Consider the following 14,453-nt stretch of genomic DNA (forward strand, 5'->3'; position numbering starts at 1 on the left):
TCGCTAGTTGCACGTATGTTGCACGGCGGGTCTGGTGCTCCGCGAGTTCGTAGCGGCTCCACATGCTGAGCTGATGTGGGCTCCGACACATCCGGCGCATGCCGTCCTCCTCTTCCGCGCGGCGGTGGCTGTCTGCCCCCGTCTTCCTCGCCCCTGCCGCAGTTGGCGCCGGGTCGTCGGTGTCAAGGGTGAGCGCAGCTCATCGCGCAGCGACGCCGCAGGCGCCCTTGATGGCGGCGGGCCGGTGTTAAACGATCGCCTGCGAGGGAGCAGCCAACCGTTGTGCCTGCACCACCGATGGCAAGGATGGACGCATGAGTAACCCGACGCTGTGGGGCAGCTTGATCACTGGCCTGATTACCGGCGTCATCGCGCTGTCGGGCGTGGTCTATACCCAACGGAGAGCAGACCGTCGTGAGCGTCAGCAGTGGGAACGCGAACGCGATCACGAGCGAATTCTCTGGGAACGTGAGGAAGCTGCCAGAACGTTCGAACACCGCCGTCTGGGCTACAGCACCTTCTACGAACTCTTGCGGTCAACCGCGAAGATGGTCTACGACGCTGGGTTGGAGCTGGGCCCGCCCCTCGATCCGGACTGGAACTTCCCCGCCTATCAGGAGCTCTTGCGTCTGGAGCTCTACGCAACCCCGAAGGTTCGCGAGTTGGCGCACCTCGCTTATAGCGCGCTGTGGCGGTGGGGCCATGCGGTCGACTTGGAGGCGGAGGAGGCGGCTACTACGGACAGGGCCGACGACGATGCCGCCCCCGCCACAGCTGGGTCGTCGGTCATCCCAGGTCTTGACGACGACTTCGGCTCTGAGGCGTTCTATGACGGGCAAGGGGTGTTCGACGAGGCGCAGCAACTGCTACTTAGCAGTATGCGGACCGATCTCGGGGTGCCAAACGACTAGGGCGCTCGTCATCGCCCGGGATGGCTGGTCACTTCGAGCAGTGTGTTCGCCTAAATCGATCATCGATCTTGCGCGGGCCTGCCGGTGTGGTCGTAGAGTGCAGAGCGCGGCACCCGAGAGTATCCGCGTTGAGCAGGGCCAAACTCCGCGCGCGATGCGACCGGGTGCCGCGTTCTTGCTTTTGGGACGGGTTGGGGTGGTGCTGTCGGCGGCGCTGCGCACAAGGTGACCTTCGGCGGCCCGCCCGGCGGCCGGCGGCCGAAGCGGAGCGGCAGGCCGTCCGTGCCGCACTCGGGCGGGGCCGCCGTGTGGAGCCGAGGTGCGCCGCCGATGGCGGCGCCTTGATCCCATAGAGCCAAGTTCGGCAACGCAGTGGCTTATTACGCTGCATCACGGCAGAATGGAGGGCCTTGCGAAGAACTCCAACGGTGACGATGGGTGAGCGGGATCGTGAGTAATCTGGGGCTCGACCTTTCCCGAGGTCTTCAGCTGTTTGCCCAGGAGAAGTATGGAGACTGGTACCGGGATCCCTGGGGGTGGCCGGAGTTCCGATGGATCCAGGCCAACGTAGAGAAGATCTCAGCGGCGGAGTTCTTTGACCCTAAGAGCAAGGAGCTCAAGTATGAGCCGGTCTTCCATAAAATGGAAGTTCCGAAAACGCATCTTGGCACGAGGCCGGCTGTAATCCAAGATCCCCTTTCGCGCTTTTGGTACTTGGCTGCTGTCGGTGCGTCGATGAAATCTTTGCACGGCGATCTTGCCGAATTTGTATTTGGGTGGCGAGAGTCGCGTGGGGGCAGTCCGGTTGATTCTGGCTCGCAGTCTGAGGCTGCTACCAATGATAAGGAATGGGCGAACTACATCGACCATGTTCGAGGTGGGCTTTCGCTTGATTACGGGCTGCAGGCTGACATAACGTCTTTCTTTGCGTCAATCGATACCGATCGTCTCTTGAATGTTGTTCGAGATAGAATCGGTCAGAACGCTTCTTTCGCTATCATCTCGCACGTCGTTAGAAGTCATTCTAAGTTGTCGCAGCGATCAGGGCTTCCGCAACGCAGCTTCGGCTCCGCTGCTTTGGCTAATCTCTATATGTTGCCGATTGATAACGTTCTTGCCAGCTCGCTGCGTCGCCACGGGGTGTCTATTGTAGCGCGCTGGATGGACGATATCGTTGCGTTTGGAGACGAAGTCTCGCTTTATCAGCTATATCTTGAGCTTCAAGAGATATCGCGCATGAACAAGTTGGAGTTGAACTCGGCTAAGGGGAGGCTGGCGCGCTCTGAAGAAATAGTGCGCGCCATTGACCTTGAGCAAGTTCGTGATGTACATATCGCTTGGAAAGAACTTAAGAGTGACTACGATGGTAACCTTGATGCTGAAGCAAGCGAGGTCAGCGAAGAGGATGTTGAAAAGCTCATCGAGTTGGAAGACGTCGCACTTCGTGAAGGCGCCGATGCAGCAAGGCCTTGGCTGCGGGCGACGTTAAGTTCGCTGACTAAGAGTGAAAACTTCGATCGTGCACGCGCCTGGTTGGACAATGCGAAGAATATCCCTCACGCTGCCGACTCCCTGGGGCGCTACTTGAGGGGCGCGGGTGCGGAAGGTGTGGAACGTCAACCTGGCGCTCCCAGTTTCTTTGATGAAAACGATATTCCAGCGTGGGGTGAGCTGTCGGAGTGGCTGATTGAACATCTGAAGAGCGGCTGGTGTCGAGTGGACTGGGTCAAGGCTCAGTTGGCTCTAGCGATACCGACTAGTAAAGTCTCCTCCGGTCTTCGTGATATTTTGCGTGAGTGGCTCACGACTAGTAATAATATGCAACTCGTTGCAATGGCTGGTCAGCGTATTTCAGAACTTGACCCTGATATGGCCTATGAGATTGTGCGGAGCAGGGCGGACGAAGTTCATGATCCGCTCTTGGAGCGAGTGTTGGCCCTAACCCTGCTTCAGGCTAGGAAAGATAGAAACCTAGTGGAAACACTCGTTAAAAGGTCGCCGTCGAACGTTTTCCTGGCGCGGTGGATGGAAGCCAACTCCTGGAAACCGGCGGAGGTTCCGCGAGACTTCGATCATGATTAGCGAATGGGTTACCATATTGTCCGACCGCTATGTAACGATGCGTGGACGTTGACGTCACACTGACGGGTGGTCGCGCAAAGTGAAGATTGGGCGTTAACTGGACTGCGGCAGTGTTGACGCTGAGAGGAAGTGCCGCGATGTCGTTGACGGTCCCGGAAGAATTGGTCAGGAAGGCGCAGGCGGGCGCGATGACCGATGACGAATTCCTGGCCTGCGTTCAGAACTCGCTTCCCTACGCCTGGTCGGTGGTCGAGCGGCTGGTCAAGCAGTACGAGGGCGGGGCGACGGTCGCCGAGGACGGTACCGTTCCGCCGGATGACCAGGCGTGGGGCGAGCTGCTGCGCTTCGCTGCCAGCGACTCGATGCGCGGGGCGGTCGAGCGGAAGTACGGCGTCCGGCTGGCGTTCCAGAACTGCTGCAAGACGGGCCTGTTCGCCCCGTCGGCGGTGAAGGAGTACGAGGAGTTCGTCTCGCCGCGCGCGCAGATCCTCAACCAGAAGCCCGAACTGATCAACTGCTAGGCATACGACAAAGCGCCCGTCGCGAACCAACGCGGCGGGCACTTTTCGTATTTCCATGCTCCTATTGCAATGGGTCTACGCGGAGCACGTATTCAAGCTCGAACCTATGTGCGTCCAACAATATGTCTGCGGTTTCCACGGGCGTCTCGTTCGAGTACGTGGTTCGTACGATGATCACGACCGGCGTCCCCTTGCGGAGCTTTAGGGCCTCGGTCTCCGACGGTCGGGGCATCCGCGAACGAAGTCTCTCGACGACCCGCGTCGGTCGCATGTCGATAGCCGTGAAGCGGTCCACCAGGCCGGCCGTCATCATGACGCCTTCCTCGGGACGCTCGATCACCGTGCCCTTGGTGATCTCCAGCGGCTCGTACGAGTGCGTGAGCATCATGGGCTCATCGTTCGCGTACGACGTGTAGTCGGTACGCATGACGTCGGCGCCGACGGGAATCTGCAGTCGGTGAGCGATGTCGGCGCTCGCGCGATCCGGGTACGTCTCGTGGCTGTACCGGGGGATGCGCTCGGCGGCCAGGGCCTCTTCGGCGAACGGGGCGCCGGGGTTGGTGCGGTAGTGCTGCTCTGACCTGCGGATGAGCGGCTGATACCGGCGGACGAACGCGCCGAGTCGCTGGACGCGATCGATCAACCCTTCGCTCTCCAGCAGGTCCAGGGCTTCGCGAGCGACGATGCGCGACACCTCGAACTGCTCGCTCAGCGCCTCCTGCGATGGCAGCCGGTCGCCTGGGGCGAGATCGCCGCTGACGATCCGCTCGCGCAGCACGTCAGCAACGCGTTCGTACATGTGCTCGGGCACGGTCGCTCTCCTGCCTGGTTCGGGCGTGCTTGATCAGCTTAGTTGACTTGGCATGCCAAGCCTTGGTATACCTAGAGAGACCTTGGCATACCAAGGGGGCGGCGGCAAGGCCGCAAACGGCTGAGAAAGGGCCTCTGACATGGCGATCATGAAGGGACACCGGTTCCCGATCGAGTTCGACAGCGCGTTTCCGCAGGGTCTGGTGCTGGTGGGCGAAGTGGCACCCGACAACGAGTACCAGTCGCGAGAGGATCGCGCGTCCGGACGCCCCGCGAGGCAGCGAGTCGACGAAGCCACCGGCAAGCGGCAGTGGAAGGCCACGGTCACCGACCCGGACGAGACCAAGGCGAAGCGGGCTTCGTTCGAGATCACGCTTCTGGCCGACGTCCAGCCGGTTCCGGTGACGTCGGAGGCGCTGCCGGGCATGCGCCCGATCGAGCTGGACGGCTTGACGGCGGAGCCGAAGGTGGCCGGGCAGGGGGAGTTCAAGTACCTGTCCTACGCCTTCCGTGCGACCGGCTTCAAGGCGGCCGGAAGCGGTTCCGGGTCCAAGTCGACGCGGTCGGCCGCGACCGGTGAAGCGTCGGCCAAGGCGGCGTGAGCGACATGAACACGTCCGGGCCGGTTCGCAATGCTGCGGCGTTTCACGAGCTGGTCCGGGCGTGGGAGCAGGCGTACCGCGACTACATGGCGGCCTGGGAGCACGGGGCTGCGGTGCTGTCGCCGACGAACGCTCAGAACACGGCGAGTGCGGCACAGCGGGTGTCGCGGGCGTGGCACGAGCTGGCCAAGTCGCGGGGGCTGCCCTGGTGGTGCGTCGCGGCTCTGGAGTCGGCCGCCGAGGGGTTCGAAGAGCTGGCGAAGGAATGGGCAAGCAAGGCAGGGCGGCATGACGGCCAACTGGGACGGGCTCGGCGTGACGTGGATCGTCGGGCGGGAAGCGGAACTGACAGTCGAGGAGACTGGTTCGGAGCCGACGCATCCGCCGATGCTGGTGCTCGCGGGGGCGCCGTGCGTGGTGATGCTGCGGCCGCCGGACGACCCGGCGATGTGGCCAGCATGCGTGAAGTTCCTTCGCCAGCTCCGCGACGGCGCCGAGGACCTGGCGGCGCTTCTCGAAGCTCGCGCGGTGGCTCGGCTGGTGCGTGATGAGCAAGCCGGTTGAGCCGCGCACGCTGCGGGACGCGCACGAGATCGCAACGGAACGTCTTCCGGCGCCGGACGCGAACCCGGCAGTGTGGCTGGCTTTCCGGCAGGCGAACGCGCGGATGTACGAGAAGGTCGCCGACGTCGACCGGGGGCACCACCACGAGGCTTTGTACTGGGCGGGCTATGAACGCCGGAAGGCGGGGGAGGTGTCGACACAGATCCAGGGCGGCAAGTCGAAGTCTGAATAGTCTCGTGTAGACATACGAACAGTCAAACACTGCAACGAAAAACGCGCGCTATGTCGTGCGTCGATGAAACGCGTCCTCTTCCGGCGACGCGGAACCGTAAGGCGCAGAAGCGGAAACTCGGCTACCAACCATGCCGCTCCTGCGCTGTCCACAACCGTGGGATGTGAACAATGCAGACGCTAGACGATGGCAACAGGCGTGCGCCAGTGGGGGTCACCCGCTCGCGCTGCGCGGAATGCAAGCGGTTCGCTCGGCTGCTGCCCGGCGAAACCAAGTGCGCCCCGTGCCTGGGGGCGTTGCCGCTGGATCTCTCGGCGGTGCTGCGGGGTGGCCGGTGATGAACCTGTCTCCGGGATTCCTCATAGTGGCCCTGGGCGTGCTGGGGCTGGGTGTATGGGTGCTGCACAAGATCGGCCGTGCGTTGGCGTCGGTGGTCGAGGCGCTGGCCGCGATGGTGATCGTGTTCGTCGCCCTTTGGTGGGCCTGCAAGGCGGCGTTCTGGCTGCTGGCGCAGGTAGTGACGCGGTGGCGGACCAGCCTGGCCGTGGTCGCGGTCTACCTGTGGTGCGGGTGGCTGGGCTGGCTGTCGCTCGTGCTCGTCCTCGGTGGCCTGGCGCTGATCCTCGCCCTGTGGCGACTGGTCGACATCGTGTCGTTCGATCAGTGGTGCTGGCGGTTCCTGCGCTCATGGTGGGCTCGTTGGGCGGTCTACGGGCGCAAGCTTCCCGGCTGGCTGCACGCATGTGGCCTGAGCGTTCGCGATGACGTGCTGCCGGTGGAAGTGACGGTGAACCTGGTCGGTCGTCGGAAGGCATCCCGGGCGACCGCTCGGCAGGCCGGGGTGCAGATGCCGAAGGTCCTCGGTGTCCGGTCGGGCCCGTCGTGGGATGAGGTGCGGGTTCAGCTCGTGGCCGGCCAGAAGCCGGAGGACTTCGATGAGGCCGCTCGTGCGCTGGCTTCGGCGCGGAAGGTCGCGCGGTGCCAGGTGCGGGAGCTGGAACCCAATGTGGTGTCGGTCGACTTCCAGCGGCGGGACCTGCTCGGCTCGGTCGTGCACTCGTTGCTGGTGCCCGATCTGCTGGCGGCTGACGCGACCGGTGTGGATCTGCGGCGCGTGTGGTCCGGCCACACCGAGTACGGGCAGGACTGGCGAGTCCCGTTGTCCGGTTCCGGCGCGCACTGCCTGACGGCCGGGGCCTCGGGCGCGGGGAAGAACTCGGTGATGTGGTGCCCGCTGGTGTCGGCTGCTTCGGCGATCCGCTCGGGCGTGGTCCGCATGTCCGGGATCGACCCCAAGGGCATGGAACTGGCCTACGGGCGCGGAATCTTCGCCCGGTACGCAGTGTCCGGTAAGGACGCGATCGAGGTCCTGGACGACCTCGTGGGCACGATGGAGGCGCGCAAGGCCGAGTTCGCCGGACGCCTGCGAACGGTCCCGATCAGCACCGAACACCCGCTGGAGCTGCTTGAGTTCGACGAGATCGGCGCCCTGACCAAGTACACCGACCGCAAGACCCGCGATCAGATCGTCGAACGCGTCGCGCTGCTGACCACGCAGGGGCGAGCGCTCGGGATCACCGTTCGCGGCTACGTCCAGGAACCGACGAAGGACACGGTCCCGGTGCGGGAGCTGTTCACCCGCCGTGTGTGCTTGCGGGTGACTTCGAAGACGCACGTCCCGATGGTCCTCGGCGACGGCGCCTATGAACGGGGCGCCTGGGCCAACCGGATCGGCGACTCGGAAGCCGGGGTCGGCTACGTGTGGGGCGAGGGCATCCGCGAGCCGCTGCGCATCCGGGCCGGGTGGGTCGGTGACGACGCGGTGAAGGAGCTGGAGCACTACGTCACGAACGGCGGCGTGGTCGACCTGGCCGCTCGGCGCGGTGCTGAGGGGGTGGCGGCGTGAACCGGCTGATGGTCTTCCTCGACACCATCCGCGACCACCTCGACCTGCACCAGCTCCCACCGGTGGCGACGTTGACCGTGCGGACGTGGTCGGAGCCGCTGACGGTCCAGCTCGACGCCCACCTGTTGCCCGATGTCGCTGGGGCCTTGCTGACCTGGGCGAACACGCTCGATGACGTGTCGGCCTCGCTGTGGCGGATCCAGGATGGTGACTCGGTGCACCTGTCGGTCACGGGCCGGACGCCGTGCGGCATTCCCGTGGAGGTGTACAGCGGCGTCGCCTACGACCCGGCGGTGTTCCCGGACCTGCCTGCCGGGGCCCGGCAGAACATGCCCGTGTTCCAGCTTCGGCAATGGACCCGCCCTGGGGAGGTGGCCGCCTAATGACGGAAGAACAGACCCAGCCGGCCACCGGGACCCGGGCTGAACGGATGCGAACCCCGCTGGCGGCTGACGTGATCCGGGCGACGGCGGAGAAGCACGGCGTCTGTGTTCGCCCGTTCACGATGGAGGTCGGGGACACCTCGACCGGCGAACTCCGGTACGTGCCTGTGCCGTGCGGCTCCACTGTGGAGTCGGTGTGCCTGCCGTGCGCGCGGAAGGCGAAGGCGCTGCGACAGGCCCAGTGCCGCGAGGGCTGGCACATGACCGAAGAACCAGTCCTCGCCGTCGAGCCGCCCTCGGAGGATCACAAGGAGTTGCTGACCTACCGCGCCGATCTGGTGGCGGCGTACCGGGAGGTGGTCGAGCACGACCAGGCGGAGGCGGAGGAACTGCGCGACGAGATCACGGATGTGGATGCGGAACTTCGGCAACTCGGGATGCGCGGTCGGCTGCCCGCCGTCGACGTCCCGACGAGGCGGGCGGTGAAGCGGTCGACTCGTCGTCGGCAGGACGCGCCGAACCTGCCCCGGCGGAAGGTCGCGAAGACCACCGTGGGCCGGGAGTACGCGGGGAAGTTCCGGCCGTCGATGTTCGTCACGCTGACCTGCGACACTTACGGCCCGGTCCGTGGCGATGGCTCGCCGGTCGACCCGAGTCGATATGACTACCGGCGGGCGGCTCGGGACGCGGTGCACTTCTCGGCGCTGGTGGACCGGTGGTGGCAGAACCTCCGACGAGTGGTCGGCTGGGACGCGCAGTACTTCGCCACCGTCGAACCGCAGAAGCGCACGGCGCCACACCTGCACGCGGCGATCCGCGGGGCGATCCCACACGACGTCATCCGCCAGGTCACCGAAGCCACCTACCACCAGGTCTGGTGGCCCAACCACGACCAGATCGTCTACACCGAGCGGCTGCCGGTCTGGGACAGCGACACCCGCATGTTCCTCGACCCGGACACCCGGCAACCGCTGACCAGCTGGGACAACGCGGTTGACCAGGTGGAGGAACCGGCGCACGTCGTCGTGTTCGGGCGGCAGGTGCACTCGAAGGGCATCCTCGGCGGGACCGAAGAGGCCGGGCGTCACATCGGCTACCTGACCAAGTACCTCACCAAGTCCACCGGTGAGGTAGTGGAGGCGGAGACGGCGCGGCTGCGGGATCACCACGACCGGCTGCACGCCGAGCTGTCGGTCACGCCGTGCTCGCCGCGCTGCGCGGTGTGGCTGCTCTACGGCATCCAGCCCAAGGGTGCGAGCAGCAAGACCACCCCCGGCCACTGCAAGGGACGGGCTCACCGCCGGACCACGCTCGGGCTGCCGGGGCGGCGGGTGCTGGTGTCGCGCAAGTGGTCGGGCAAGACCCTCGACGACCACAAAGCCGACCGCAAGACGTTCGTCACGCAGGCGTTGGCCGCGATCGGTATCGAGAAACCACAACCGGGTCCGACCCGGCTGGTCTGGCGGAAGGTCGAACCGGGAGACCCGCAGGTTCCGCCCCGGCCGCACCTAGTGATGCGGGCGATCGCGGAACGGATCACGTGGAAGGCCGAGTACGACCGGGCGCTACTCGCTGCCGCCGGACCACCAGGGGACGGTCCGGAAACTTCGGCAACTCAGCTCGCAGCCTGATCAACATGGGGGAGAAGCACATGAAAACGCAGTACTTGAACGTCAAGGAAGCCGCTGCCTACTTGGGCACCACGGAGCGTTTCATCCGCCGACTGATCGCGGAACGGCGCATCGCGTTCCACAAGCTCGGCGCGCATGTCCGGCTCGCCCTCGGGGACCTGGACGCGTTCGCTCAGGCCGGGCGAGTCGAGCCGGTCCGGGTCAACTGGTCGGCCGGCCGGGCGGTGGCGTGATGGCGAAGAAGCAAGGTCGTCGCCGGTTCGGCTCGGTGCGCAAGCTGCCGTCCGGTCAGTTCCAGGCGTCGTTCATCGGGCCGAACAGCCAGCGGCAGTACGCGCCGAACACCTTCCGGACGAAGACGGATGCGGACCGCTGGCTGGTCGGGGTAGAGGCCGATCTCGCCAAGGGGGCTTGGCTGGACGACAAGCTCGGCCGGGAGACGTTCGGCAACTACGCCAGTGACTATCTGCGCACCAACCCCGAGATCGGGGAGCGCTGGGAGGAGACGTGTCGGCGGAACATGCGGCTCCACATGGTCGAGCTGCTTGACCGGCCGCTGATCGCGATCACTCCGCCTGTGGTCCGGAGCTGGTACGCCAAGGCACTAGCCGGGACCGGCGGGAAGACGTCCATCGCCCAGTCGTACCGGTTCCTCCGAGCCGTCATGAACTCGGCGAAGCGTGATGGGGCGATCGCGGTCAACCCGTGTCAGATCCCCGGCGCGGGCTCGGACAAGGCGAAAGAACGGGGAATCGCCACGCCCAAGCAGGTCGCGGAGGTCGTCGAGGCGATCACCCCGCGATACCGGGCGGCTGTGCTCCTGGCGGCCTGGTGCGGTCTTCGACGCGGGGAGGTGTGCGGGCTGCGAACCGAGGACGTCGACCTGGCCGACCACGTCGTCTGGGTGCGGAAGAACCGCGTGGAACTTCTGGAGAGCCCAAAGAAGTACGACAAGGACCCCAAGACGGACGCGGGGCGTCGGCCAGTGTCGGTTCCCCCGCACGTCATGCCGTACCTCCGCGACCACGCGAAGGAGTGGGCCGGTCGGGAGCGGTTCTTCGTCGGCAAGGATGGCCGGCCGATGAACGGCAACGCGGTCTACCAGGCGTTCGTCCGGGCTCGCCTGAAGGTCGGCATCGGGGTCAGCTTCCACGACTTGCGGCACACCGGGCAGACCCTCGCGGCGAGTGCGGGGGCGACGCTCGCCGACTTGAAGAAGCGGCTCGGACACTCGTCCGCTGCTGCGTCTCTGCGGTATCTCCACGCCGTGGAAGGTCGGGACCGGGAGGTGGCCGACGAACTGAGCAAGCTCGCCGCGCGCGGGGACGCTGCCAAGCTGCCCAAGTCCATCGTCGTCAAACACTAAGCACTTGTTTCACATCAGTCTTCTAGCTCCTCGATCTCGATGTTGTTTCGAGGCCGCAACATTATCCCCCACCCGGCTGGGTTCGTAACGAACCACTCGCTTGAGTCGACTGTATATCGCGGCGGTGTGGGTGACGAGCGAGGAAGCGAGTAGCGGCGATGGATGGCGTAACTGGGTTTTGGCTCTCCTTATTGCTCGCCGTCCCCATCGGTATCGGCGTCAACTTGGCAACGCCGAAGTTTCAAGCGCTCATCGCGCGGCGTAGTGAGAAGGCAAAACTTCGTCTTGAGACGCAAAATGCAGCCCTGAATGAAAGGGTTCGCTCCTTTGCTGCGGATAGCACTGAGTATATTACTTACCTTATATCTGCAACTTTGCAGATCACGGTTATCACTGCCATAGCCGGACTGGTCGGCGGGGTCCTTGTGTTGGGCGGAAATATCGCGGAAAATGTTGCCAGCAGGATCGGCTACGTGGCGGGCGTTTTTCTTGTAGCGATTGGACAATTGGTCAGCCTGATCGGGGTTATTGCGAGTTTTACAATTGCTCGAAACACGCTCAAGATGGCGAATAGAGTCAAGGAAAAACGGCGGAAGATGAAGATTGAGCGAAAGGTCACTTCAGATATATAGGCTCGCTTCCGGATCTGCTTGTGTGCGGGGGGAGCTGGGTTGGTCAACTGAAGTTGTCCGACGATGTGTCGACGGACGCTGGTGCTCAGTAGCGGCCATGTTGCACGGGGGTTGCACGTGGCTACGGGGTAGCCCCCGTGACCTGCGGAAACGTCTGCGCCTGAAAAGCGGAAGGTCGCCGGTTCGACCCCGGCCCTGGCCACCGTTCTGATCAGCCAAAACAGCCCCCACCGAACCCGGCGGGGGCTGTTTCGCGTGTGCTCCGTCTCAATCGCCCTTCTTGCGCCCCTTCCGGCGCTTGCCCTTCGCCTTCCGTTCGGGCTTCCACAGGTACTCGTTGAGCTGGTCCGCGATGTTCCGGCGGAGACCGCCGGTCATGTGCTGGTGCCGCTTCGCCATGGCGCTGTTCGACCAGCCCATGAACTCCATCACGGCCCGCTCCGGCACCCCGAGCACGAGCAGCACCGTGGCCGCGGTGTGCCGCGCATCGTGCAGTCGGGCTTCCCGCACCCCAGCCTGCTTCGAGCAGCGTCTTCCATTCGTCAAGGTCCCGGCGCGGGTCGAGCGGCTTCCCGTTCGGCTGAGTGAACATCCACTCGCCCTCGTGCCACTCGGACCCGGCGTGCTCCCGCTCCTTGGCCTGCCGTTCCTCGTGCGTCATCAGCAGGTCATAGAGCCGGTCTGGCAGCACGACGCCCCGGCGGCCGGCCGACGACTTCACGTCGACCTCGACCAGGCCCCCACCGTGCCGCTGTGGACACCACCGCGCGTGGCTCACGCAGTCCGGCGGACACGGCGGCGGACACGGCTTCCTGTGGTGCCGCCTGCAGTCCTCGGGACAGGACTTCACCTTGTGGTACTTCGCGCCGCACTTGTGCGGGCTGTCGCACCCGTGCTGCCACGTCTGGCGCTGCAACTGCTTGGCGATCCGCAACGCCCGGTGCTCCCGGTCGAGCCGAGACCACCTCAGCCCGATCGTCTCGCCCTGCCGTGTGCCGAGCGCGAGCGCGAGCACGAACCGGACACCATTCCGCCGCGCAAGCGCGGTCACCAGGAGCCGGCCAATCTCGTTCGCCTCGAACGGCTCGATCTCCTTTTCCTCGACGCGCGGCGGCTTCGCCAACTCCGCCGGATTGCGAACGATGTGGCCTCGCCGAACGCGGTCCGCGCAGTGCGGTGCACCTGGTGCGCCGTCGCCGACTTGAGCATCTTCGCGTACAGCTTCTCGAAGTGCTCCGGCTCGATCTTGTCGACGCGATGCGCACCCACGCCAAGCTGCCCGAGGTCTCGAACCGCCCGGCAGTCGGGGCGTCGGCTCCGGCTTCCGACCCAAAACCGACTGCCTCGCCGCAGGCAGCGCAACAGCCTGAAAAGTAACCGCAAGCTCGCAAGCCGTGGCGCGTGCCCCCGGCGCGGGCGAGGACTCCGGTACGCGCCGAAACAGCGGACGCCTGCCAGGCGCAGACCAGGCCTCCAACTCCGTCGGAGTCGGAGGCCTTTTGTTCACATTCATTAGAATTAAATTTGCTTCGTCCCACAAACTTCTGTTCTTCTTAGGGCCCGTGACCTGCATCTTTGTCGCATCCCCACCAGATTTCCCATCATGTGGAACCCCTCTGACCTGCGCCTTGTTAATTCGCTAAATGAGTCGAACGCCAATTTCGTCCGTGGTTGACTTCGCTGTACCTGCGGGCGAGCTGCTTCAGCGTGCGGTCGGCACCGCGTCTACCAGGGGAAACGCGCGAATTCAGGCCCCCGTCATGGCTCTAAACTTGAGCGGCGATATCGTTCGCCGCGTCACACGCCCCCCTGCGGACTCGAGACCGCAGGAGAGGTGGTGATGGAAATGGGAAGGCGTAAAGGCGCTCACTTCAGCTTGACGCTGAGGGTGAGCGGCCCGGTCACCAAGGTGGTGACCGGGGCCGCGGCCCTGCTGGTACTGGCTGCACTTCTAGTCTGGTACCTGCTGGCCTAACCCACGAACGGGCGGGGTGCCGCACGACGACCGTTGCACCGGTCGCGGTGCCCCGCCTACTCTCTTCAGCGCGTCGGCGCAATGAACCATGTTCGCAGCTGCGCCGACGGTGGCAACCATAGACCAGACCTTCTTGATCTCGAAGCCGGATGGCGAATTCCCCAGAAGCCCGTTCGACCGGCGACCTATTTATGCAGGTCACGCACGGTTTAGCGATCACCGGACGCAGCCGATCAAGATCGCTGGACTTAGCTGGCCGACCCCAGTGAACACCGCGACTGGACAACCAATGGCGCTTAGCCTTACCGGTGCGTAGCTGGCCTCTCCCATGCCCGGCTCCCGCTGCTCGAGGAAGCCAGCAGGTCGCCACGGACCCGCGTCGACCGTGGCTGCGCTGAAGCCAACCGGCAGGGCGTATCGGCTGGTCAGACGTCCGTCTCAGTTCAGGTCCGTTCAGACTGTTGCTGCTGTTCTAGTGGTCTCCCTCACCAGCGCATTTGTGGTCGGGTGAACCCGGCTGAACAGCCTTGCCGAGATCTGAAAAGCGGAAGGTCGCCGGTTCGACCCCGGCCCTGGCCACCGTTCGAAGAAGCCGTCTTGACTTCGGTCAAGGCGGCTTTCTTGTGTGCGCCCGATGGCACCCGTGGATCTTGGGGTTTATGCTGACCTCTCGCTGCGCGCAGCGAAATGTCCTCGAGAGCCGCGAGCTGCTCGAGGATGGTTCCTCGGGTCAACCGCTGGTTGACTCGGGAGAACAGCGTCGCAGGATGACAGTCGCCGGCAGAATTCCGGCGAGAGGTGCTCGGAGTGCCGACCCTCCGGGGAATCCCCGGTGCGG

General features: G+C 64.7%; 14 protein-coding genes. 12 read left to right on the forward strand and 2 right to left on the reverse strand.

Annotated features, from left to right (window positions below; all coding sequences use genetic code 11):
* Positions 1-314: 314 nt before the first annotated feature.
* The 3 genes from CCN39_RS02500 (at position 315) to CCN39_RS02510 (ending at position 3,514) form a co-directional block, all read left to right on the forward strand.
* Complete coding sequence (locus CCN39_RS02500; protein ID WP_086838177.1) at positions 315-911, forward strand: hypothetical protein; 597 nt, start codon at positions 315-317, stop codon at positions 909-911.
* A 438-nt stretch (positions 912-1,349) separates the two neighbouring features.
* A complete protein-coding gene (locus tag CCN39_RS02505; protein ID WP_086838178.1) occupies positions 1,350-2,993 on the forward strand; it encodes an RNA-directed DNA polymerase in 1,644 nt (547 codons plus the stop codon).
* A 137-nt stretch (positions 2,994-3,130) separates the two neighbouring features.
* Complete coding sequence (locus CCN39_RS02510) at positions 3,131-3,514, forward strand: SCO5389 family protein (RefSeq protein WP_086838179.1); 384 nt, start codon at positions 3,131-3,133, stop codon at positions 3,512-3,514.
* A gap of 61 nt (positions 3,515-3,575) precedes the next feature.
* Here CCN39_RS02510 and CCN39_RS02515 read toward each other — a convergent pair whose 3' ends face one another.
* Complete coding sequence (locus CCN39_RS02515) at positions 3,576-4,325, reverse strand: GntR family transcriptional regulator (RefSeq protein WP_086838180.1); 750 nt, start codon at positions 4,323-4,325, stop codon at positions 3,576-3,578.
* Between the two features lie 139 nt (positions 4,326-4,464).
* Between CCN39_RS02515 and CCN39_RS02520 the strand changes: the two genes are divergently transcribed.
* The 9 genes from CCN39_RS02520 to CCN39_RS49180 all read left to right on the forward strand — a co-directional run bounded on the left by CCN39_RS02520 (position 4,465) and on the right by CCN39_RS49180 (position 11,640).
* Positions 4,465-4,926, forward strand: a complete 462-nt coding sequence (locus tag CCN39_RS02520; RefSeq protein ID WP_086838181.1) for a hypothetical protein — start codon at positions 4,465-4,467, stop codon at positions 4,924-4,926.
* Between the two features lie 288 nt (positions 4,927-5,214).
* Positions 5,215-5,490: a hypothetical protein gene (locus tag CCN39_RS02525; protein ID WP_086838182.1), complete on the forward strand. Its 276-nt coding sequence runs from the start codon at positions 5,215-5,217 to the stop codon at positions 5,488-5,490.
* A complete protein-coding gene (locus tag CCN39_RS02530; RefSeq protein WP_086838183.1) occupies positions 5,474-5,722 on the forward strand; it encodes an AMED_5909 family protein in 249 nt (82 codons plus the stop codon). Before CCN39_RS02525 ends, CCN39_RS02530 begins: the two co-directional genes overlap by 17 nt.
* A gap of 337 nt (positions 5,723-6,059) precedes the next feature.
* On the forward strand, positions 6,060-7,628 hold the full coding sequence (locus CCN39_RS02535) for an FtsK/SpoIIIE domain-containing protein (RefSeq protein WP_208630113.1): 1,569 nt from the start codon (positions 6,060-6,062) through the stop codon (positions 7,626-7,628).
* Positions 7,625-8,011, forward strand: coding sequence for a hypothetical protein (locus tag CCN39_RS02540; RefSeq protein WP_086838184.1), 387 nt, complete (start codon positions 7,625-7,627; stop codon positions 8,009-8,011). Before CCN39_RS02535 ends, CCN39_RS02540 begins: the two co-directional genes overlap by 4 nt.
* Positions 8,011-9,642 carry a replication initiator gene (locus CCN39_RS02545; RefSeq protein WP_086838185.1) on the forward strand — a complete coding sequence of 544 codons (1,632 nt, stop codon included), beginning with the start codon at positions 8,011-8,013 and terminating at the stop codon, positions 9,640-9,642. The genes CCN39_RS02540 and CCN39_RS02545 overlap by 1 nt, the downstream gene beginning before the upstream one ends.
* A gap of 20 nt (positions 9,643-9,662) precedes the next feature.
* Complete coding sequence (locus tag CCN39_RS02550) at positions 9,663-9,875, forward strand: excisionase family DNA-binding protein (RefSeq protein WP_086838223.1); 213 nt, start codon at positions 9,663-9,665, stop codon at positions 9,873-9,875.
* A gap of 35 nt (positions 9,876-9,910) precedes the next feature.
* On the forward strand, positions 9,911-11,008 hold the full coding sequence (locus tag CCN39_RS02555) for a tyrosine-type recombinase/integrase (RefSeq protein ID WP_208630114.1): 1,098 nt from the start codon (positions 9,911-9,913) through the stop codon (positions 11,006-11,008).
* A 158-nt stretch (positions 11,009-11,166) separates the two neighbouring features.
* A complete protein-coding gene (locus CCN39_RS49180; RefSeq protein WP_143263913.1) occupies positions 11,167-11,640 on the forward strand; it encodes a hypothetical protein in 474 nt (157 codons plus the stop codon).
* Between the two features lie 267 nt (positions 11,641-11,907).
* Here the strand turns inward: CCN39_RS49180 and CCN39_RS53095 are convergent, their stop codons facing one another.
* Positions 11,908-12,186 (reverse strand): tyrosine-type recombinase/integrase, encoded by a 279-nt coding sequence (locus tag CCN39_RS53095; protein ID WP_244210587.1) that lies wholly within the window; start codon positions 12,184-12,186, stop codon positions 11,908-11,910.
* Positions 12,187-14,453: the final 2,267 nt, after the last annotated feature.

Origin of the sequence: Amycolatopsis kentuckyensis, from assembly GCF_002155975.1 — a bacterium.
Lineage (GTDB): Bacteria > Actinomycetota > Actinomycetes > Mycobacteriales > Pseudonocardiaceae > Amycolatopsis > Amycolatopsis kentuckyensis.

Coding starts and splice junctions, on each gene's coding strand:
- CCN39_RS02500 (WP_086838177.1), top strand. CDS start 315: ATGAGTAACCCGACGCTGTGGGGCAGCTTGATCACTGGCCTGATTACC.
- CCN39_RS49180 (WP_143263913.1), top strand. CDS start 11,167: ATGGATGGCGTAACTGGGTTTTGGCTCTCCTTATTGCTCGCCGTCCCC.
- CCN39_RS02550 (WP_086838223.1), top strand. CDS start 9,663: ATGAAAACGCAGTACTTGAACGTCAAGGAAGCCGCTGCCTACTTGGGC.
- CCN39_RS02525 (WP_086838182.1), top strand. CDS start 5,215: ATGACGGCCAACTGGGACGGGCTCGGCGTGACGTGGATCGTCGGGCGG.
- CCN39_RS02530 (WP_086838183.1), top strand. CDS start 5,474: ATGAGCAAGCCGGTTGAGCCGCGCACGCTGCGGGACGCGCACGAGATC.
- CCN39_RS02545 (WP_086838185.1), top strand. CDS start 8,011: ATGACGGAAGAACAGACCCAGCCGGCCACCGGGACCCGGGCTGAACGG.
- CCN39_RS02535 (WP_208630113.1), top strand. CDS start 6,060: ATGAACCTGTCTCCGGGATTCCTCATAGTGGCCCTGGGCGTGCTGGGG.
- CCN39_RS02510 (WP_086838179.1), top strand. CDS start 3,131: ATGTCGTTGACGGTCCCGGAAGAATTGGTCAGGAAGGCGCAGGCGGGC.
- CCN39_RS02520 (WP_086838181.1), top strand. CDS start 4,465: ATGGCGATCATGAAGGGACACCGGTTCCCGATCGAGTTCGACAGCGCG.